We start from the raw sequence: 17,673 nt of genomic DNA on the forward strand, positions 1-17,673 counted from the left end.
CCTGACAGGGCCGCACTCGTCGTTGCCGTGCTCGCCGGGTGTCCAACCCGGCTGCGCCCGCCGCCTAAATTGCGGCCCTGCCAGGCCCTCACGCACAGCCGATTTTTCGGTTTCAGTGGACTAAAACGCGCCGATGCCCTTCTCTTCGGGCAGGTCATCTACCAGATGATGGAGGCCACGTTCCGGCCCACGTGATCGGTGGAACCGAGACCTGGCTGGACGGCATTTCGCGTACTCAACGGCGAGCTGACCAAACAACAGTTGGCAGACGGCGTGATGAGATTTGAAATCCACACCGGGATGGCCTACTGAGACAACTCGATAGGGTCCGCGCGATGCTCTCTGGTGACCAGGTGAGGGGTTCGGTATATTCCTGCTGTCTCATTGTTCACGGGCGCGCATGTTATCGAAAGGATTTTCATGGATGCTTTTGACCATGCAGAAAGAAGACAAGCAGCGGCTACAGCCCTTGGGGCCTTGATTGGGCTTGTGCCTGCCGCCAGTGTGTCTGGAAACATTTTTGTGGCGATTCTCGCGGCTCTCGGCACAGGGTCACTTGCCGGTGGTGCCGTGATGATAGGGTGGCTGCTGACGGCGGAGGGAAGCGCCTATCTGCTTGCAGAGTCGCTTCTCAGGGCGCTCCACCTCGCGTGTCTACATCTGGCTTGGAAATACGCTGCCAGGCGGGATTTTTTTGGCGATTGCGGTTTTCTTGTACGCCAAACTCTAGGTGATCTGAGCGTCGGGCTTGCGGCACAACAAAGGCCGGGATGTCTGCGCCGACAAGCCCTGCCCGCCCGCGCAGTTCGGTCGCTGCTGAGCAGCCCCTTCGCGTCGAAGGCTGGTGGAGCCCGTCACAATCAAGGCCCGCCCCCGCTTGTTCGAGACACCGACCTTTCACCATGGATAAATTCTTGCTGCAACAGCAGGTGCTGCAACGGCTCGCCGAAGACCTGCTGCAAGCCGAACAGGCCGTGCAGGCGGCCCATGAGACGGCGACCCACGAAGAAAACATCGCCGAAAACAAATACGACACCTTGGGACTCGAAGCCGCCTACCTGGCCACCGGCCAGGCCCGGCGCGCGCAAGCCATCCGCCAGGCGATGGCCCATTGGCGCCAATGGCGCCCGCGCCCCTACGACGCCGGCCAGGGTATACAGCTCGGCGCGCTGGTCTGCCTGGTCGATGCAGGCGACAGGCAGCAACTGCTCTTTCTCGGCCCGGATGGGGGCAGCATGCAGTTGGTCAGAGACCTCCAGCCCGTTCAGGTCATCAGCACCGAAGCCCCTTTGGGCAGGGCCATGCTGGGCAAATGCGAGGGTGATGAGGTGTCGATACAGGGCGCCCCCATCCGACAGCAGTTTGAGGTGCTGTGGGTTCAGTAAAGCCACCGGGCGGATCCGAAGCCGGGCGCCGAAGGTGCATGTCCATGTCCATGTGCAAGGTTCACAGGGTCTCGTTCTTCCAGGTGGCCGATCCAAGGCGGTTGCCACCGTACGGCGGCAGTGCCCGCGAAAAGAAAAAGTGTCCGGGCCGCCGGTGAGGCGCGGATGTGTGAGGCCTGCGTGAAGGAGGAGCTGGCGAGCGCGTGGGGACGGGGCCCTCCATCATTCCGTGTTGGGTTCGCATCCGGCATCTCCTTGGGCAAATTCAGCAGCTTTTTGCAGTTGCACTCTGCGTGCGGCATTCCTTGCGTCAATGCACCAAACGGGTGTGGGGTACATCCGTATGGGTTGGGCATTTTTCGCTTATCGTCGATGCAAGCAAACCACCGATGCATGGATGGGGTGCACCGTAAATTGAGCGTGGTGCGCTGCATTGCACACGGATACACCAGCCGCGCCGGCACACCCACAACCCGCCTCCATCGCAACCCATGATTCCGCGCGAACTTGATCCCGACCAAACCCAGGTTCGGCCTTTCTTCAGAGGGCTGGCGGCGCTGTTGCTGCTGGCGATGGCGGGAATGCTGGTTTACGGGTCGGTACCGCTGATCCTGGAACCAGGTCCCGCAAGGATCCAGTGTCCAGTACAGCCTCGCAAGCTGGCTTGCGAGCTGGGCGCCAGCATGGTCAACGCACTCCCTGCAGTTGCGCAACGCACCACTATCGGGGTGGCGGGCCTTGCCGCAACTGCAGGCATCGGTTGGGTGATCTGGGCGTTCACCTTGCGGAAGAAGACCCAAGGCTGACCGCCTGCGTGGCCAGGCTGGCGCGTGGCTTTTGAGTTCTGTCGGCCACTCTTGGCCACTGGGAGCTGCTTTACCATTGACCCGGTGGTAGCCGGCACCCAACGCAAGCGTGACCCACAAGCTCCGAAGCATTCATCTCGGCCCCGCCCTTTTGAATTGACACAGTGCAATGCACCCTCAGATCCGATGCCGCAAACTGCCAGGACCGTGAAGAACCGATATTGCGTGCTGCTGGGCGGTTGCCTGGGGGTTGTCTGGCTGATCGGTGTGTTCGGGATTTTTTCCGTTGTCCGGGACCCCGTTTTTGGGGACTGGAATGGCGGCGATGCGGGCACGCTCGTCGTCGTGGCGAATGTGCTCGCCTATCTTGCAACATGCCCGCTGATCGCCGTGGCGATCCCGTCGATGTGCAGTGGTCGCTTCAGAAACCTCAAGGCTTTGTGCCTGCTGGCACTGAGCAGCCTCGTCCCTGTGGCGGTAGCGACAGCACTCCTGCTCGGGTTCGGCAATCTTGCGGGTCTTGCGAGGTGAGCGGCAGTGCGGATAACTGCACACGCGCTGCGAAGCTTGCGCGACCATGGCTGTGCATGGCGACCACTTCGATGGGCTGTGAGGCCGCAGCATGTACGGCACTAAGTCGGGCGATTGGAAGACGGCGCCCGCTCAGCCGCTCTCGTGCAGGCGTGCGGGCGCGGTCGCCGTCCCATGCCGCGCCATGTCGTTCGCCCGCTCCAGCACATGGCGCACCATGGCCTGGGCCAGGGCCTCTTCGGCCAAAAAGACGGTGCTGCCGTTCTCTTCCTCCAGCAGGCGCGCCTCCTGCTCGTTGTGGCTGCGGATCACGGTTTCGATGGCGGGGTTGAGCAGCCGGGCGGTGGCGATCATCTGGCGCACCTTGAGGGTGTCGGGCGTGGCGATGACCAGCATGGCGGCGCGGGCGATGTGGGCCTGGATCAGCACGGCGGGCTCCACCGCATCGCCGAACACGGCGGCGGTGCCCTTGGCGCGCAGGGCCTCGACCAGCTCGCGGTTTTGCTCGGCCACCACGAAGGGCACGTCGTTGGCGGCCAGTGCAGCGGCCAGGCGGCGGCCCACCTTGCCGTAGCCCACCAGCACCACCTGGTGGGCGAGGAACTTGGCGTGCGTGGTCATGGGCAGCTCGGCCAGGGGGTCGTCGCGCTCTTCAAGCCGGCGCGCCAGGGCCGAGCGCGTGCGCAGCCAGCCCTGCAGCGGGGCGATGGCGTGGAACAGCATGGGGTTGAGCGCCATGGAGATCAGCGCGCCAGCCAGCACCAGGCTCGTGCCTTCGGCCGGCAGCAGGCCCAGCGATGCGCCCAGGCCCACCAGGATGAAAGAGAACTCGCCGATCTGCGCCAGGCTGGCCGAGACGGTGAGCGCGGTGTTGAGCGGGTAGCGGAACGACAGCACCAGGGCGGCGGCGGCCAGCGTCTTGCCGACCATGATGATGGCCACCACGGCCAGCACCTGCAGCGGCCGGTCCCACAGGACGGCGGGGTTGAACAGCATGCCGACTGAGACGAAGAACAGCACGGCGAAGGCGTCGCGCAGGGGCAGCGACTCCTGCGCGGCACGGTGGCTGAATTCGGACTCGCGCATCACCATGCCGGCAAAGAAGGCCCCGAGCGCGAACGACACGCCGAACAGCGCAGCCGAGCCGAAGGCGATGCCCACGGCCGCGGCCACCACGCACAGCGTGAACAGCTCGCGCGAGCCGGTGCGCGCCACCTGCCACAGCACCCAGGGGAACACGCGGCGCCCCACCACCAGCATCAGCACCACGAAGCCGCCCACCTGCAGGAGCGTGAGCCCCAGGGTCTTGAGCAGGCCAGAGGCATCGGCGTTGGCATCGGCACCGGCGCCACCCAGCACGCCGGCCAGCGGCGGCAGCAGCACGAGCACCAGCACCATGACCAGGTCCTCGACCACCAGCCAGCCGACCGCAATGCGGCCGGTATACGTCTCCAGGATGCCCAGGGTTTCGAGCGCACGCAACAGCACCACCGTGCTGGCCACCGACAGCGCCAGGCCGAACACCAGTGCCCCTCCCAGGCCCCAGCCCCACCAGTAGGCCAGGCCCATGCCCATGAGCGTGGCCACCATGATCTGCACGATGGCCCCGGGCACGGCGATCTTGCGCACCGCCAGCAGGTCACCGAGCGAGAAGTGCAGGCCCACGCCGAACATCAGCAGCATGACGCCGATCTCGGCCAACTGGCTGGCCATGGCGGCATCGGCCACGAAGCCCGGCGTGAACGGCCCGATCACCACCCCCGCCAGCAGGTAGCCCACCAGCGCCGGCAGGCGCAGCCGCGTGGCGACGAACCCCAGCGCCAGCGCCAGGCCCAGGGCGGCGGCGATGGTGTTGATGAGGTTGACGCTGTGGGGCATGGTGGCAAAAAAAGCGAAAAAAGCGAAAAGGGGCAGGAAGGGCGCGCGAGGAAACCGCTCAGAAAACACGCAGGCGGATTGCGTGTGTTTGTTCACGGAAGCTGTCGAATATCTTATAACCGGAAGCGGCCAGCACGCAAAAATCAAGGGCAATACCTGGCCTTTGCACCCCATGAGCTACCTGCCTCCGTCCCCCCAGCCTGTAACGCCAACGCGCGCCGCCCTGCCCCGCCAAACCACCGCGCCCACCGCCGGTTCGCGCGGGTTCTTCGCACTGTCCGGCCTGGTGCTGGCGCTGGCGCTGGCGTCCCCCGCGCCGTCGTGGGCCCAGCAGGCGGCGGTAACCGCACCGGCCTCCAAGGCCGCCCCCAAGCTCAGCAAGAGCTACTTCGAACGGGTGGACGAGTTGCAGGACCGGGTGAACGAGGGCAAGCTCGCCGAGGTTGGCGGCACTATCGTGCCCACCACCGAGCGCAAGACCTTCGAGGTGGAAAAGCTCAACGACGACCAGACCTGGTGGCAGTACGAGGACGACACTACTTTCATCCACATGGAGAACAGCACCGGCCAGACCATCGCGGGCGTGGTGCTGGCCTTCTGGATCGACAGCTGCAAAGAGAAGAAGCAGCCGCCCAACATCGTACATGTGCGGCTGAAAAAGCCCCTGCGCAAGAACGCCCAGGCAGTGGTCGTGATACCGCCGAGCAAGCTGCTGCACACCAAGAACGAGGTGAGCTGCCTGAGTGTGCGCGGGGCGTGGGGCCAGTAACAACAAAGCCACCGGTCAGTATCGTGCGCGGGCACTGCGGTTGAATGGGCCTTCGCCTGCCTGGCCCGGCCCTTTGGGTAGACTGGACCCACTGTCGGCGGAAAAGATACCTGCCACAGAGGAGAATGTTGGCCTGCCTGGAGGGACTCGAACCCCCGACCTATAGCTTAGAAGGCTATTGCTCTATCCAGTTGAGCTACAGGCAGATTGCATCCGGGAGCGGCCTTGCGCCACGGAGCATGGGGCAAGCGCGGAACCTGCTCCCAACCCGCAATCATACCCGCTCAGGAGCGGTGCAACCCGCCTCCCAAGCCCTGTCAGCGAACCCTGGAGTGCTCCGGGGAGACGGGCTAGCAATCTCCTCATTCCGGCAGCGCCACCAGAATCCAGTCCTGCTCGCTGTGCCACCTCAGGTCCGCATCGGCCAAGAGTTCACGCGGCGTCAGCCCCGCGCCCCCCAGCACGCAAGCGGACAACAGCACATCCGCGCCCTGTGGCGTGGCTCCACGCCACGACCGGGCACTGGCAAGCGCCTGGGAAACATCCGATGTTCCAGCAGGCCGGCACTCGGTACGCCTTATCACCGAGAAATCCACCCCCGTCCCCGTGCACTTGAAATACGCCTCCTTCAGGCTCCAGATCTGCAGGAAGTGGCGCTGGCGTGCGGGGCCCTCGTCCAGGGCCTGCAGCTGTGCCACCTCGCCCGGTGTGCAGGCCATGGCGGCCAGCGCGAGCACGTCGCGCCGGCCGGGGCGCTTCGCGATGTCCTTGACCTCCAGGTCGATGCCCACCGAGTGCGGGGCCGCCGCGCAGGCAAGCCAGGCGCCGCTGTGGGACAGGGACAGGTGGGTGGCAGCCACGGCGTCGGCGCCATGGTGCTGGGCGTTGAGGAGCGGCGCCCGGCCCTCGGGGGCGTCCAGCCGCCAGTCGCTGGCGGCCGCCTTGCTGCCCCTGGCCAGCAGGTGGCGCAGCGCATGGCGGCAGGCGATGAACTCCTCGCGCCGGGCCGGGTTCTGCATGCCCGCCAGCCGGGCCTCTTCACTCCCGGTCAGCCATCCCGGCGCCAGCTGCCGGGCGCCGGACGCCAGGGGGGCCTGGGCGGCGAGCAGCAGTTGCAAGGGCGCCGCCGGGGTGGAGGGTGTCACTGCCCGAAGCGGACGTAGGTACCCTTGAAGGTCACGCCGGTGAGCATGTTGCCCGCGTGGCATTCGTAGTTGACCGGGTCCTTGTAGACCTTGCCCTTGAAGCTGCTGTGCAGGTCGACCACGGCGTTGGCGCCACGCTTCTTGGCGAATTCTTCGAGCGCGATCAGCGTGGACAGGGCCACCCAGTGGCAGGCCTCTTCCTTGCTCTTGCCGCCGGATGCCGTCCGGCGGTTGGCGGTTTCTTCGCCGATGGCGGTGCCGCCTTCGGGCGTGGGCGCGCCCGACAGGTAGAACTTGACGCTGCCGTCGAGCTTCTTTTGCGCCAGGCCCAGCTGCACGGCCTCTTCCAGGGGCAGCATCAGCACTTTTTCGGCATGGGCTGCGGTGGTGCTGGCGGCGGCCAGAACGGCCAGGGCCAGGATGGTTGTGGTCTTCTTCATGCGCATGTCGGTGTTCCCTCTTGGTCTTTGGCGCTCTTCAGGAGTCGCGGTGTTGAATGGATGAATGGATGAATGGCTGGCTGGGCGATTCGCGGTCCCGGCTCAGGGCGCGGTGCGTGCGTAGGTGCCCTTGAAGGCCACGATGGTCTGGTAGCTGGTCTGATTGCACTCGAAGCGGGCCGGGTCCTTGACGGTCTTTTCGTTGTAGAAGCTGTGCAGGTCGACCACGGCGTTGGCGCCACGCTTCTTGGCGTTCTCCTGCAGGGCCATCAGGCCGGCCAGGGCGGCCCAGTGGCAGGCAAACACCAGCTCCTTGCCGATGTTGCTGGTGCGCCGGTGCAGGTACTCCTCGCCCAGAGGCTGGTCCGCGAGCTGCGGCACGGGGACGCCCGAGAGGTAGAAACGGACGCTGCCGTCAAGCTTGCCCTCGCGGATGCCCATCTGCACCGTGTCTTCGAGCGGCAGCATCGACACCTTGACCTCGCGCGCCTGCGCCACGCCAACGGCCGAAAGCACGGCCAGGGCCAGCACCCAATGCTTCGATTTCCTGGTCTTCATCCATGGTTCCTCATAAACCAACCGGCCCACGCAACTGGCGCGCCCGACGCCAGTGCCCCCGTGCAAAGGCCGCCCCGCCGCACCGGGGGCGTCCCCCTGGGGGGATGACGCGAAGCGGCTCAGGGGGTCAAATTTTTGCGAAAGTCCCCTTGAGCGTCACCCCGATCACCACGGCGCCAGCATGGCACTCGTAGTTGGCCGGGTTCTTGTAGGTGGCACGCTTGTAGTAACTGTGCAGGTCGACCACGGCGTTCGCGCCCTTTTGCTTGGCCGATTCCTGGAAGGCGATCAGCGCCGACAGCGCGGCCCACTTGCAGCCGTAGGCGTCGTCCTTGCCGACGCCGTTGGTCTTCTTGTTGGCGATGTCCTCGCCCAGGCGGGCGGCGACCTTGGGCGTCTTGGCGCCCGAGAGGTAGAACTTGACGCTGCCGTCGAGCTTGCCCTGCTCCACGCCCATGCGCACCACCTCGTCCAGGGGCAGTGTCAGAACGGTATTGCGGGCTTGCGCCGCGGTCACGGCCGACAGCGCGGCCAGTGCCAGTATCCATTGCTTCATGCGGATCTCCTGTTGGGTCGTTGCCTCTCCACGCGGGGGAGGCGGTTTCGAATGGCCTGCGCGCCGGGTTTCAGCCGCCACTGATGCGCTGCATGAGGTTGCGGATCCAGCGGTTGTAGTTGGGGTGGATGCGGGGGCCCGCGCCCGCGTCAGCATAGTTGAGGTTGTAGCTGTTGACGTAGTCGATCTTGTAACCGGCATGGTCGTAGCGCACGACGATGGCTGCCATGTGCTTGCCCTGCTGCTTGTCGTACTGCAGCTCCACCACGCCCGGGGCTTCGCGGGTCACGACCCAGCCCAGCGACTGGCCGGCCTGGATGATGCGGTCACGCACCTGCGGCGCGGTGGGCACGTAGGCCCCCGAGAAGACGACCTGCGGTGCGTCGTAGAGCGCTTCGGCGCGCGCGTGGGCTGCACCGCTGTGCAAGGCCAGTGCCAGCACGGCCCCGATGGCCAGGGCACTGCTGCGGCCGATGATGGATGTCTGAATTCCCATTTTTGACTACTCCCTCCAACGTTTGAAAATCAAGGATGTGTTGATGCCGCCGAAGGCGAAGTTGTTGCTCATCACCACGTCGGTGTCGAGCGCGCGCGCCTGGCCCATGATGTAGTCGAGCGCGCCGCAGCGCGGGTCGGGTTCGGTGAGGTTGGCGTTCTGGGCGAACCAGCCCTCGCGCATCATCTCCAGGGTCATCCAGGCCTCCAGCGCACCGCAGGCGCCCAGGGTGTGGCCCATGTAGCCCTTGAGCGTGCTCACCGGCACCGCGCTGCCGAAGACCTCGCAGGTGGCGTGGCTCTCGGCGATGTCGCCCTGGTCGGTGGCCGTGCCGTGGGCGTTGACGTAGCCAATGGCCCCCGGGGCCAGGCCGGCATCGTCGAGCGCCATGCGCATGGCCTGGGCCATGGTGGCGGAGTTGGGGTGGGTGACGTGGGTGCCATCCGAGTTGGTGGCAAAGCCGATGATCTCGCCCAGGATCTGCGCGCCCCGGGCCCGGGCATGTTCGAGCTCTTCGAGCACGAAGGTGCAGGCGCCCTCGCCCAGCACCAGGCCGTCGCGGTTCGCATCGAAGGGCCGGGGCGTGAGCTCGGGCGTGTCGTTCCTGGTGCTGGTGGCGAACAGGGTGTCGAACACCGCCGCCTGGATGGCGTCGAGCTCTTCGGCCCCGCCGGCCAGCATGGCCAGCTGCTTGCCGCTCTGGATGGTCTCGTAGGCGTAGCCCAGGCCCTGGCTACCCGAGGTACAGGCGCTCGACGTGGTGATGATGCGCCCCGTGGCGCCGAAGAACACGCCGATGTTCACCGCGGCGGTGTGCGACATCATCTTGATGTAGGTGTTGGCGTTGATGCCTTCGGTGCTCTTGCCGGCGATCATGCGGCCGAAGTCGCCGATGGCGGCCGGCGTGCCGGCCGACGAGCCGTACGAGATCCCCATCTGTCCGCTCTTGACGAAGGGGTCGCCCAGCAGACCGGCGCTCTCCAGTGCGATCTCGGTGGCGCGCGTGGCCATCACGGCCACGCGGCCCATGCTGCGCATGGTCTTGCGGTTGTAGTGCGCGGGCAGCTCGAAGGGTGCCACGCTGCAGGCCAACTGGGTGTTCAGGCCCTCGTAGACGGCCCAGTCGGGCATGCGGCGGATCACGTTGCGCCCGCTTTGCAGCTGGCTGCGCACCGTGGCCCAGTCGTTGCCCAGGGGGCTGAAGGCGCCGACGCCGGTGACGACCACACGGCGCCTGCCGCTGTTGTTCGGGGTGGTGCTGGAAGCGCTCATCCGACCATCCCCCCGTTGACCGAGATCACCTGGCGCGTGATGTACGAGGCCTCGGCCCCCAGCAGGAAGGCGACCGCGCCGGCCACCTCGTCCACCGTGCCCATGCGGCGCATGGGAATCATCTCCAGGGCGTGTTCCAGCACCTCCTGGCTGACCATCTCGGTGTCGATCAGGCCCGGGGCCACGCAGTTGACCGTGATGTTGCGCTTGGCCAGCTCGATGGCCAGCGACTTGGTCGCGGCGATCACGCCGGCCTTGGCCGCGCTGTAGTTGGCCTGGCCGCGGTTGCCCATGAGGGCCGAGACCGATGCCAGCGTGACGATGCGCCCGGGCTTGCGCCGGCGCACCATGGGCATGACCACCGGGTGCAGCACGTTGTAGAAGGCGTCGAGGTTGGTGTGCACCACGCGGTCCCACTCCTCGCCGGTCATGGCGGGGAAGGCGTTGTCCATGGCGATGCCGGCGTTGCAGACCACGCCGTAGTAGGCGCCATGGGCCTCCATGTCGGCCTCGAGCGCGGCGGCGCAGGCGGCGCGGTCGGCCACGTCGAACTGCAGCACGCGCGCGCTGCGGCCCAGGGCCTCTATCTCGGCCGCGGCGCTGTGCGCCTGCTCGATGCCGCTTCGGCAGTGCACCACGATGTCGTGGCCGTCCCGGGCCAGGCGCAGTGCGATGGCGCGGCCGATGCCCCGGCTGGAGCCGGTCACCAGCACGGAGGTGGCTGCAGCGGGCGCTGGTGTCGTCGTCGTCTTCGTCGTCAGCTCATTCATTCTCGGTATCGATTGCCTGTTGTATCTGTTGTCTGTGGTGGCCTGTCTGCCTGCATGTCCCGGCCCTAGCCCGCGGCGGGGGATGGGGAAATATAGGCGCTACCGTCCTCGGGTTCAAACACGGAAATGCGCGCACTTGCCAATTCCGTCTCATCCTGGCCATGGATGCGGCAGTCGAACATGCCCAGGCCGTTGTCGCCCATCAGGTCGCAGTGCACGCTGACCCTGAGCAGCGCCCCCGGCGCGAAGAAGGCCTGGGCCGTCTCGTACCTGCGCGAACCGAGCAGGAAGCCGATCTTCACCGCCTGGCCCTTGCGCAGCGCGTTCCAGCCGGCCCAGGCGGCCACCGTCTGCGCCATGTACTCCATGCCCACCCACGAGGGCATGCCTGCATCGTGCAGGAACAGGCCGCCGCGCGGCACGGTGACTTCGGCCACGGCGCTGTCCACGTCGGCGGCGATCAGGCGGTCCAGCAGCAGCATGGCGCCCCGGTGGGGCACGTAGTTCTCGACGGGTAAAAGTTCGGTGCTCATCAGTCGGCTTGTCGTCATTCGTCAGGCGGCTTCGAACAGCAGGCTGCTGTTGCTGCCGCCAAAGGCAAAGGAGTTGCTCATCACGGCACGCGCCGCGCGCCCGAGCTGCATGCCCGGCGCCACGGCGGCCAGGGCCGGCATGGCGGGGTCGGCCACGCCATCCCACCAGTGCACGGGCAGCACGCCCTGCGGATTGTCCTGCAGCACATGCCAGGCCACCACGGCCTCCAGCGCACCGGCGGCGGCCAGGGCATGGCCGGTGAGCGGCTTGGTGGAGCTTACCGCGACATCGCTGCCCTGCACGCCACCGAACACGGCCTGCACTGCGCGGCTTTCCATGGCGTCGTTGTGCGGCGTGGCCGTGCCGTGCAGGTTGACGTAGTCCACTGCGGTGGGCTGCATGCCGGCGCGCGCCAGCGCCTGCTGCATGGCCGCCGCGGCGCCCTGGCCCGTGGGGTCGGGGGCGGACATGTGGTGTGCATCCTGCGATTCGCCCCAGCCCGCCAGGCGCACCGGGCCGGCCTCGCGGCTGAGCATGAAGAAGGCCGCGGCCTCGCCCAGGTTGATGCCCCGGCGGTGGGCCGACAGGGGGTTGCAGCGCTCGGCGGACACGGCCTCCAGCGCGCTGAAGCCGCCCACGGTGAAGCGCGCCAGCGCATCCACGCCGCCGGCCAGCACCGCATCGGCCATGCCGGACTGCAGCAGCCGCGCGGCCGAGGCCAGGGCCTTGGCACCCGAGGAGCAGGCGGTGGAGACGGTGTGCGCTGGCCCGCGGATGCCCAGGTGCTGCGCCAGGAACTGGGCTACGTTGCCCATCTCCTGCACGGCGTAGGCGAAGTCGGCTGGAAAGCGCTGCTCGTGCAGCAGGTGGCGCGCGGCCACCTCGCCCTCTTCGATACCGCCGGTGCTGGTGCCCACCACCAGGGCCACGCGCGTGGGGCCGAAGCGGTCGATGGCCTGCTGCACCGCGCCCTGCAGCGCCTGCACGGCGCCCCAGGCCAGCGCGTTGTTGCGCGATTGCTGGTGGATGGGCGCAAAGTCCAGCGCCGGCAGCACCGCGCCCGCGGGCAGGCAGCCCAGGGGCAAGCTGCGGCCGGGGGAGTAGCGCTCGGTCCACTGCAGGGTGGCGGGGTCGGTGGCGGCGAACAGGTGCGCGCGCATGGATGCGGCATCGAGCCCCAGCGCGCTGTGGGCCGATGCGGCGTTCAGGTAGACATGCGGGCGGGCCATCACGGCAACTCCTGCGCCGGGGCGCACAGACGGGAGCCCCCGGGCGATTCGACGCGCAGGGTGAAGGGCCCACCGGGGTAGATGATCTCGACGGCCGAGTTGCCGACGAACTGCACGCGCACCTGCTCGCGGCCATCGCGCAGCAGGCGGCGCCCGGTGGGGCCGACCTCCACGCTCCAGGGCGGCTGCACGGCGCGCTGCACGGCCCGGGCTGGCCAGAAGGCGAGCTGCAGGTCGCTGAGCACCTGCTCGGGCGCGAGCTGGGCAGGCCAGTGGCGCGAGAGCTGCTTGTCCCACTGCCAGCCGTCCCACACCAGGGTGCCCATGCCCTGCCCCATCACGAAGAAGGCCAGGCGCACGGCCTCGGCATCCACTTCGAGCAGGGATTCGAGCTGCTGCGCGGGCCGGCCGGGCACCTCCACCGTCAAGCGCTGCTGCACGGCGACCTCGCAGCGCAGGGCCGCAGGCGCCAGCGCCAGCCGAGGGCTGCGCGTGGCATCGGGGGCGCCCGGCGATGCGCAGCCTGCAAGCAGCAGAACCGAAAGGGCGGCGCCCCAGCCGAGTGAAGTAACAAGGCTCATGCGGGCACGGCCCCCGGTTGCTGTGGTTGCTGTTGCTGCATGCGGCACAGCTCGCCCAGCACCTGCAGGCGGCGCTGCGGCTCGGCCACATAGGGGTTCTTCGCGTCCCAGGCGTAGCCGGCCAGGATGGAGGCGATCATGCGGCGGATCTCGGGGCTGTGCCGGTCGTGGAAGATCACGTCCTGAAAGCCCCCGTCGTACCAGCCCTGCACGAAGGCGCGGAAGGTGTTCACGCCCGCCTGCAGCGGCACGGCATAGTCCTGCTGCCAGTCCACCGCCTCGCCGCGCCAGGCGCGGGCTATGCAGCGCGCGGCCAGGCTGGCCGAGGTGACGGCGATGGTCACGCCGCTGGAGAACACCGGGTCGAGGAACTCGCCCGCATTGCCCAGGAGCGCAAAGCCCTTGCCCCACAGCGCGGTGACGTTGGCCGCATAGCCGGTGATGGAGCGGCCCGGCGTGTCCCACACGGCGTTGCGCAGCACGTGGTCCAGGCTCGGCGTCTCGGCGATGATGGCGCGCAGGCGCTCGACCTCGCTGCCCTGGTAGCGCGCCAGGAACTCGGGCGTGGCCACCACGCCCTGCGAGCAGCGGCCGCCAGAAAAGGGGATGGTCCAGAACCAGACCTCGTGGTGCACCGGGTGCACCGAGATCAGGATCTTGCTGCGGTCCATGTCGCCATGGGCGATGCCGTCCTGGATGTGCGTGAACAGCGCCCCGCGTACCGGGAAATCCGACGGCCGTTCGAGCTGCAGCAGGCGCGGCAGGATGCGCGCGAAGCCGCTGGCGTCGAGCAGGAAGCGCGCCTGCACGGTGTATTCCTCGCCCTCGGGCGAGGTGACCGATACCTCGGGGCGCTCGCCCGACACGTCCACCGCCGTCACGGTGTGGCGGTAGCGCACCTCGGCGCCGGCCTTGGCGGCGGCATCGGCCAGCACCTTGTCGAAGTCGCCGCGCTGCACCTGGTAGGTGGTGCCCCAGCCGGGCGAGAACTTGTCGCGGAAGTCGAAGTCGGTGCGCAGATCGCCCTTGGCGAAGGCCGCGCCGTTCTTGTACTGGAAGCCTGCCTCCACCACATCCTGCAGCATGCCGGCCTCTTCGATGTAGGCCATGCTCTGGGGCAGCAGGCTCTCGCCGATGGAAAAGCGCGGAAACGTTTCCTTTTCGAGCACCAGCACCTGGCGGCCCTGCTTGCGCAGCAGGCCGGCGGCCACGGCGCCCGAGGGGCCCGCGCCCACGATCAGCACCTCGGTCTGTTCCATGCGGCGTTGGGGCATCAGGGTTCCTTGGGGTCGGTAGGGCTGCGAAACAGCGGCGCCAGCACCAGCACCAGCGGCAGGCCCAGCATGAGGGTCAGGCCGAAGGCCTTGAGTGCCGGCGTGGCCGACAGGCCCAGCAGGCCGAATGACAGCCAGGTGCTGCCCGCGCCGATGACCACCGCCAGCCAGGCATGGGGGTCGTCCTCATGCTCCTGCAAAAAGATGCCGTAGTCGATGCCCACGCCCAGCAGCAGCATCAGCGCCAGCACGTTGAACAGCTGCCAGGGCGCGCCAAAGGCCGTGAGCACGCCCACCACCACCAGGCTGGCCAGCACCGTGGGCATCCAGGCGCGCCAGGCCTTGCGGCCAAAGCGCAGCCACAGGGCGGCCAGCACCAGCACATGGCCCAGCAGCAGCAGCTCGGTCATGGAGATGCGGTAGCGCTGCAGCAGGCCCGATATCTCGGCCGGCTTGTCGACCCAGGCCACGCCTTCGAGGCCCTGGGCCGCGCCGGCCAGCGCGGGCAGCGAATCCAGGTTCGTCACACCGCGCAGCATGACCAGGCTGCGGTAGCGGCCCTCGCGCTCGCCCAGCCACAGCGGCCGTGCGGCGGTCGAGATCGGCTGCGCCAGCCAGGCCTGCACCGTGAGCGGCGCCGGCGCTGGCGTGGCGGCCCGGGCAAAGCTTTCGCCGAGCGCGGCGTTGACGCCCTTGTACACGGCCTCCTGCGCACGGGCCACCAGCGCTCCATCGCTGTCCTGGCGCCGGGCCGAGGGCACCCAGTCGGACACGGCGCTGTAGCCCACCAGCAGTTGGCGCGCGACCAGCGCGTCGAGCCGGTCCTTGAGTTCTTCTTCGCGCTGCAGCACCTGCTCGGGCGTGTTGCCCTGCACCAGGTAGAACTGCGCCGGGCTGGGCAGGCCCAGGATCTCGCCCACCTGGCGCTGCTGCGCGACCAGGGCCGCCGATCCGCTTTGCAGCTGGCGCACGTCGTCCTGCGCGCGCAGGCCACCCAGCAGCCACAGCAGCAGCGCCATGGCCACGCAGACCGCCACCGAGCCGGGCAGCGCCTGGCGCCAGCGCGGCCAGGCCATCAGCGTCTGGCCGATGCGGTCGGCCACGCGGCTGTGCGGCATGGTGCCGCGGTCGAGCCAGGGGAACCAGCAGACCACGGTGAGCATGGCGGCCGTGAGCCCCACCACCGAGAACACCGCCATCTGGCGCAGGCCCGGGAAGGACGCGGCCCCGAGCGCCAGGTAGGCGATGGCGCTGGTGCCCAGCGCCAGCCACAGCGCCGGCATCAGCCCGCGCATGAGGCCGTGCGGGCTGCGGCCAGGCGCGCCCTGGCGGCTGGCGAAGTAGTGGATGCCATAGTCTTCGGCCACGCCCACCAGGCTGGCGCCGAACACCAGGGTCAAGAGGTGCACCTGCCCGAAGAGCAGTGCCGTGACCGACAGCGCCACCGCGCAGCCCACCAGCAGCGACACACCGACCAGCGCCACCGGCCGCAGCGAGCGGAACGCCAGCCAGGCCAGCAGCAGCACGCCGGCCAGCGAGCCCCAGCCGATGGTGTTGATCTCACTGTTGGCCTGCACGGCCGCGGCCTCGGCATGCAGGGGCACGCCGGCCACCACCATGCGGGCGCCGGGCCACTGGGCCTGCACCTGGGCCAGCGCGCCCTGCAGGGCCTGCCCCAGCACCGGCTCGCCCGACAGGCGAAAGGCCGAGCCCTCCAGCGTGAACTGCAGCACGGCCCACTGCAGGCCATCGGCCGCCACCCACAGCTGGCCGTCGCGCGGGCGGGCCTGGCTTTGCGCGCCGCGCGTGGTCCACCACTGGGTCCACAGGCCCAGGGGGTCGCTCACCCAGTCGGACAGGCGGGCCTGCACGGCGGGCTGGTACAGGTCCTGCAGCGCCTTTTGCACCAGCGCGGCATCGGGCGTGCCGGTCAGCAGGGCGCGCTGCTGCGGGGTGAGCAGGCGCTCGCGCCAGGACTGGTAGAAGCCGAGTGCGGCGTCGATGGAGGTCTTTTGCGCGATGGGGTCCTCGCGCAGGCGCGCGCCGGCCCCGCTGCCCAGCGACTGGCGCAGCACCTGCGCCGCAGCGCGCGCATCGGCCCATTCGCCCGCGCCGAGCAGCACCACCACCTGGCGCGACATCTGGCCCACCAGCTGCTCGGTGGCCAGGGCCACGTCGGGCGCCTGCTCGTTCACGGGCAACAGGGCCATCACGTCGGTGTCGATGCCGTCGTGCTTCCAGAACTGCCACTGGTGCAGGCCCACGGCCAGCACCACCAGCAGCCAGGCGAGCGCGGCCGCGCGCCACAGCCGGCCGGGGGCGGCATCCTGCAGGGGGGGGCTGCCCGTCATTCGAACTGGGCCGCGTCCTGCGGGCGCAGGGCGTTTTCGGCCACGGGCGCAAGGATGCGGATCAGGCTGCTGTCACCGCGCGCCTCCTGCAGCTTCACCTCCTGCACGAACTGGTTGCCCTGCAGGTCCACGGCGGTGAGCCACTGGGCCAGCGTGGGGTCGCGCGGCACCAGGCGCAGCGACCAGCCCTTGGCCGCCACCTGCCCGGTCACCTCGAAGTGCTGGGCCAGCTCGGTCAGGTTGGCCGACATCACCGCGAACAGCATGGCGTTGACGGTGCGCAGCACGGGCTCGTCCTGCGCGCGCATCTGCGTGGTGAGCTTGCCGTCGCTGCCGCGCGACTGCAGGCTGTCGGGCCGCACCACCAGCGTGGACTCGAAGGGTTTGAGCACATGCCAGACGATGCCCTTGCCGCGCGCCACGACGAAGTCGCCGCCCGAGCGCAGCGGCTGCTTGAAGCCCTTGACAGTTTTGAGCTGCTCGAACTCGCCACGCACCACGGGTGCGTCGTGCACGCGCTGGCGCACCTGGGCGAGCAGGTCCTGGGCCGCGGGTTCCGCCGCATGGGCCGGCACGAGCACCAGCGCACACAGGGCCAGCGCGGCGGCGCGCAGCCAGAGAGCGGGCTTCATGGCGCCACCCCCAGCCGTTCCCACAGCACCGGCGGGCAGACGAAGCACATGGCGCGCGTGCCCATGTCCACCGCCACCTGGATGGTGTGGGCGCTGTTGACCTTCTGGCCCGTGGCGGCGTCGCTGATCAGGTAGTCGATGCGCAGGCGGTTCTCCCACTCGGTGATGGTGGCGCGCACCTTGAGCACCTGGCCGAAAGTGGCCGGGCGCACGTACTTCAGGCGCATGTCCACCACGGGCCAGCCATAGCCCGACTCGCGCATGCGCGGGTAGTCGTAGTCGAATTTGGCGAGCAGCGCGCTGCGCGCCAGTTCGAGAAAGCGCACGTAGTGGCCGTGGTAGACGATCTCCATCACGTCGATGTCGTAGAACGCGGGCGTGATCTCGATCTCGTGGCTGAGCCGCTCGCGCGAGGCCAGCTCTTTCTCAGTGGACATGCGCAGGCCTCCGGGTCGATGGGGTGGCG

19 protein-coding genes and 1 tRNA gene are annotated in these 17,673 nt (G+C 68.3%); 4 read left to right on the top strand and 16 right to left on the bottom strand.

Translation table 11 applies throughout. The features are described 5' to 3' along the window. Nucleotides 1-902 precede the first annotated feature (902 nt). The 3 genes from AC07PF_RS26125 (at nucleotide 903) to AC07PF_RS26135 (ending at nucleotide 2,722) form a co-directional block, all read left to right on the top strand. Complete coding sequence (locus AC07PF_RS26125) at nucleotides 903-1,385, top strand: GreA/GreB family elongation factor (RefSeq protein WP_494613814.1); 483 nt, start codon at nucleotides 903-905, stop codon at nucleotides 1,383-1,385. Between the two features lie 491 nt (nucleotides 1,386-1,876). After that, nucleotides 1,877-2,191, top strand: coding sequence for a hypothetical protein (locus AC07PF_RS26130; RefSeq protein WP_494613815.1), 315 nt, complete (start codon nucleotides 1,877-1,879; stop codon nucleotides 2,189-2,191). Nucleotides 2,192-2,398: 207 nt separating this feature from the next. After that, nucleotides 2,399-2,722 carry a hypothetical protein gene (locus tag AC07PF_RS26135; protein WP_494613816.1) on the top strand — a complete coding sequence of 108 codons (324 nt, stop codon included), beginning with the start codon at nucleotides 2,399-2,401 and terminating at the stop codon, nucleotides 2,720-2,722. A 132-nt stretch (nucleotides 2,723-2,854) separates the two neighbouring features. Here the strand turns inward: AC07PF_RS26135 and AC07PF_RS26140 are convergent, their stop codons facing one another. Further along, complete coding sequence (locus AC07PF_RS26140) at nucleotides 2,855-4,600, bottom strand: cation:proton antiporter domain-containing protein (protein ID WP_494613817.1); 1,746 nt, start codon at nucleotides 4,598-4,600, stop codon at nucleotides 2,855-2,857. Between the two features lie 172 nt (nucleotides 4,601-4,772). On the opposite strand from AC07PF_RS26140, the gene AC07PF_RS26145 reads away from it, so the two are divergent. Continuing rightward, complete coding sequence (locus tag AC07PF_RS26145) at nucleotides 4,773-5,369, top strand: hypothetical protein (protein WP_494613818.1); 597 nt, start codon at nucleotides 4,773-4,775, stop codon at nucleotides 5,367-5,369. Nucleotides 5,370-5,498: 129 nt separating this feature from the next. Here the strand turns inward: AC07PF_RS26145 and AC07PF_RS26150 are convergent. The 15 genes from AC07PF_RS26150 to AC07PF_RS26220 form a co-directional block, all read right to left on the bottom strand. Beyond that, nucleotides 5,499-5,575: transfer RNA gene (locus tag AC07PF_RS26150), tRNA-Arg, on the bottom strand. 156 nt (nucleotides 5,576-5,731) lie between these two features. After that, the gene (locus AC07PF_RS26155) at nucleotides 5,732-6,514 is read right to left on the bottom strand and encodes a 4'-phosphopantetheinyl transferase family protein (protein ID WP_494613819.1); all 783 of its coding nucleotides are present in this window, start codon (nucleotides 6,512-6,514) and stop codon (nucleotides 5,732-5,734) included. Then, a complete protein-coding gene (locus AC07PF_RS26160; RefSeq protein ID WP_108016704.1) occupies nucleotides 6,511-6,954 on the bottom strand; it encodes an excinuclease ATPase subunit in 444 nt (147 codons plus the stop codon). The genes AC07PF_RS26155 and AC07PF_RS26160 overlap by 4 nt, the downstream gene beginning before the upstream one ends. A 102-nt stretch (nucleotides 6,955-7,056) precedes the next feature. Further along, nucleotides 7,057-7,512 (bottom strand): excinuclease ATPase subunit, encoded by a 456-nt coding sequence (locus AC07PF_RS26165; RefSeq protein ID WP_494613820.1) that lies wholly within the window; start codon nucleotides 7,510-7,512, stop codon nucleotides 7,057-7,059. Between the two features lie 127 nt (nucleotides 7,513-7,639). After that, nucleotides 7,640-8,068, bottom strand: coding sequence for an excinuclease ATPase subunit (locus AC07PF_RS26170; protein WP_494613821.1), 429 nt, complete (start codon nucleotides 8,066-8,068; stop codon nucleotides 7,640-7,642). A 70-nt stretch (nucleotides 8,069-8,138) separates the two neighbouring features. Next, a complete protein-coding gene (locus tag AC07PF_RS26175; RefSeq protein WP_494613822.1) occupies nucleotides 8,139-8,564 on the bottom strand; it encodes a hypothetical protein in 426 nt (141 codons plus the stop codon). Between the two features lie 6 nt (nucleotides 8,565-8,570). Further along, nucleotides 8,571-9,836, bottom strand: coding sequence for a beta-ketoacyl-ACP synthase (locus AC07PF_RS26180; RefSeq protein ID WP_494613823.1), 1,266 nt, complete (start codon nucleotides 9,834-9,836; stop codon nucleotides 8,571-8,573). Beyond that, complete coding sequence (fabG, locus tag AC07PF_RS26185; RefSeq protein WP_494613824.1) at nucleotides 9,833-10,606, bottom strand: 3-oxoacyl-ACP reductase FabG; 774 nt, start codon at nucleotides 10,604-10,606, stop codon at nucleotides 9,833-9,835. Before fabG ends, AC07PF_RS26180 begins: the two co-directional genes overlap by 4 nt. Before the next feature lie 65 nt (nucleotides 10,607-10,671). Continuing rightward, entirely contained in the window at nucleotides 10,672-11,157 is a 486-nt protein-coding gene (locus AC07PF_RS26190; protein ID WP_494609356.1) for a hotdog family protein, read from the bottom strand. 3 nt (nucleotides 11,158-11,160) lie between these two features. Next, nucleotides 11,161-12,369, bottom strand: coding sequence for a beta-ketoacyl-ACP synthase (locus AC07PF_RS26195; RefSeq protein WP_494613825.1), 1,209 nt, complete (start codon nucleotides 12,367-12,369; stop codon nucleotides 11,161-11,163). Continuing rightward, nucleotides 12,369-12,950 carry a DUF3261 domain-containing protein gene (locus AC07PF_RS26200; RefSeq protein ID WP_494613826.1) on the bottom strand — a complete coding sequence of 194 codons (582 nt, stop codon included), beginning with the start codon at nucleotides 12,948-12,950 and terminating at the stop codon, nucleotides 12,369-12,371. Before AC07PF_RS26200 ends, AC07PF_RS26195 begins: the two co-directional genes overlap by 1 nt. Beyond that, on the bottom strand, nucleotides 12,947-14,224 hold the full coding sequence (locus AC07PF_RS26205; protein ID WP_494613827.1) for an NAD(P)/FAD-dependent oxidoreductase: 1,278 nt from the start codon (nucleotides 14,222-14,224) through the stop codon (nucleotides 12,947-12,949). Before AC07PF_RS26205 ends, AC07PF_RS26200 begins: the two co-directional genes overlap by 4 nt. Then, the gene (locus AC07PF_RS26210; RefSeq protein ID WP_494613828.1) at nucleotides 14,224-16,575 is read right to left on the bottom strand and encodes an MMPL family transporter; all 2,352 of its coding nucleotides are present in this window, start codon (nucleotides 16,573-16,575) and stop codon (nucleotides 14,224-14,226) included. The genes AC07PF_RS26205 and AC07PF_RS26210 overlap by 1 nt, the downstream gene beginning before the upstream one ends. Continuing rightward, entirely contained in the window at nucleotides 16,572-17,207 is a 636-nt protein-coding gene (locus tag AC07PF_RS26215; RefSeq protein ID WP_494613829.1) for an outer membrane lipoprotein carrier protein LolA, read from the bottom strand. Before AC07PF_RS26215 ends, AC07PF_RS26210 begins: the two co-directional genes overlap by 4 nt. Then, nucleotides 17,204-17,644: an acyl-CoA thioesterase gene (locus AC07PF_RS26220; protein ID WP_007855399.1), complete on the bottom strand. Its 441-nt coding sequence runs from the start codon at nucleotides 17,642-17,644 to the stop codon at nucleotides 17,204-17,206. Before AC07PF_RS26220 ends, AC07PF_RS26215 begins: the two co-directional genes overlap by 4 nt. Nucleotides 17,645-17,673 lie beyond the last annotated feature (29 nt).

Source organism: Acidovorax sp. GW821-FHT10A04 (assembly GCF_059415825.1).

What these genes read in the sequence shown, in the direction of transcription:
- AC07PF_RS26125 (WP_494613814.1), top strand. Translation starts at nt 903, where the DNA reads ATGGATAAATTCTTGCTGCAACAGCAGGTGCTGCAACGGCTCGCCGAA.
- AC07PF_RS26130 (WP_494613815.1), top strand. Translation starts at nt 1,877, where the DNA reads ATGATTCCGCGCGAACTTGATCCCGACCAAACCCAGGTTCGGCCTTTC.
- AC07PF_RS26140 (WP_494613817.1), bottom strand. Translation starts at nt 4,600, where the DNA reads ATGCCCCACAGCGTCAACCTCATCAACACCATCGCCGCCGCCCTGGGC.
- AC07PF_RS26145 (WP_494613818.1), top strand. Translation starts at nt 4,773, where the DNA reads ATGAGCTACCTGCCTCCGTCCCCCCAGCCTGTAACGCCAACGCGCGCC.
- AC07PF_RS26160 (WP_108016704.1), bottom strand. Translation starts at nt 6,954, where the DNA reads ATGAAGAAGACCACAACCATCCTGGCCCTGGCCGTTCTGGCCGCCGCC.
- AC07PF_RS26165 (WP_494613820.1), bottom strand. Translation starts at nt 7,512, where the DNA reads ATGAAGACCAGGAAATCGAAGCATTGGGTGCTGGCCCTGGCCGTGCTT.
- AC07PF_RS26170 (WP_494613821.1), bottom strand. Translation starts at nt 8,068, where the DNA reads ATGAAGCAATGGATACTGGCACTGGCCGCGCTGTCGGCCGTGACCGCG.
- AC07PF_RS26175 (WP_494613822.1), bottom strand. Translation starts at nt 8,564, where the DNA reads ATGGGAATTCAGACATCCATCATCGGCCGCAGCAGTGCCCTGGCCATC.
- AC07PF_RS26180 (WP_494613823.1), bottom strand. Translation starts at nt 9,836, where the DNA reads ATGAGCGCTTCCAGCACCACCCCGAACAACAGCGGCAGGCGCCGTGTG.
- fabG (WP_494613824.1), bottom strand. Translation starts at nt 10,606, where the DNA reads ATGAATGAGCTGACGACGAAGACGACGACGACACCAGCGCCCGCTGCA.
- AC07PF_RS26190 (WP_494609356.1), bottom strand. Translation starts at nt 11,157, where the DNA reads ATGACGACAAGCCGACTGATGAGCACCGAACTTTTACCCGTCGAGAAC.
- AC07PF_RS26195 (WP_494613825.1), bottom strand. Translation starts at nt 12,369, where the DNA reads ATGGCCCGCCCGCATGTCTACCTGAACGCCGCATCGGCCCACAGCGCG.
- AC07PF_RS26200 (WP_494613826.1), bottom strand. Translation starts at nt 12,950, where the DNA reads ATGAGCCTTGTTACTTCACTCGGCTGGGGCGCCGCCCTTTCGGTTCTG.
- AC07PF_RS26205 (WP_494613827.1), bottom strand. Translation starts at nt 14,224, where the DNA reads ATGCCCCAACGCCGCATGGAACAGACCGAGGTGCTGATCGTGGGCGCG.
- AC07PF_RS26210 (WP_494613828.1), bottom strand. Translation starts at nt 16,575, where the DNA reads ATGACGGGCAGCCCCCCCCTGCAGGATGCCGCCCCCGGCCGGCTGTGG.
- AC07PF_RS26215 (WP_494613829.1), bottom strand. Translation starts at nt 17,207, where the DNA reads ATGAAGCCCGCTCTCTGGCTGCGCGCCGCCGCGCTGGCCCTGTGTGCG.
- AC07PF_RS26220 (WP_007855399.1), bottom strand. Translation starts at nt 17,644, where the DNA reads ATGTCCACTGAGAAAGAGCTGGCCTCGCGCGAGCGGCTCAGCCACGAG.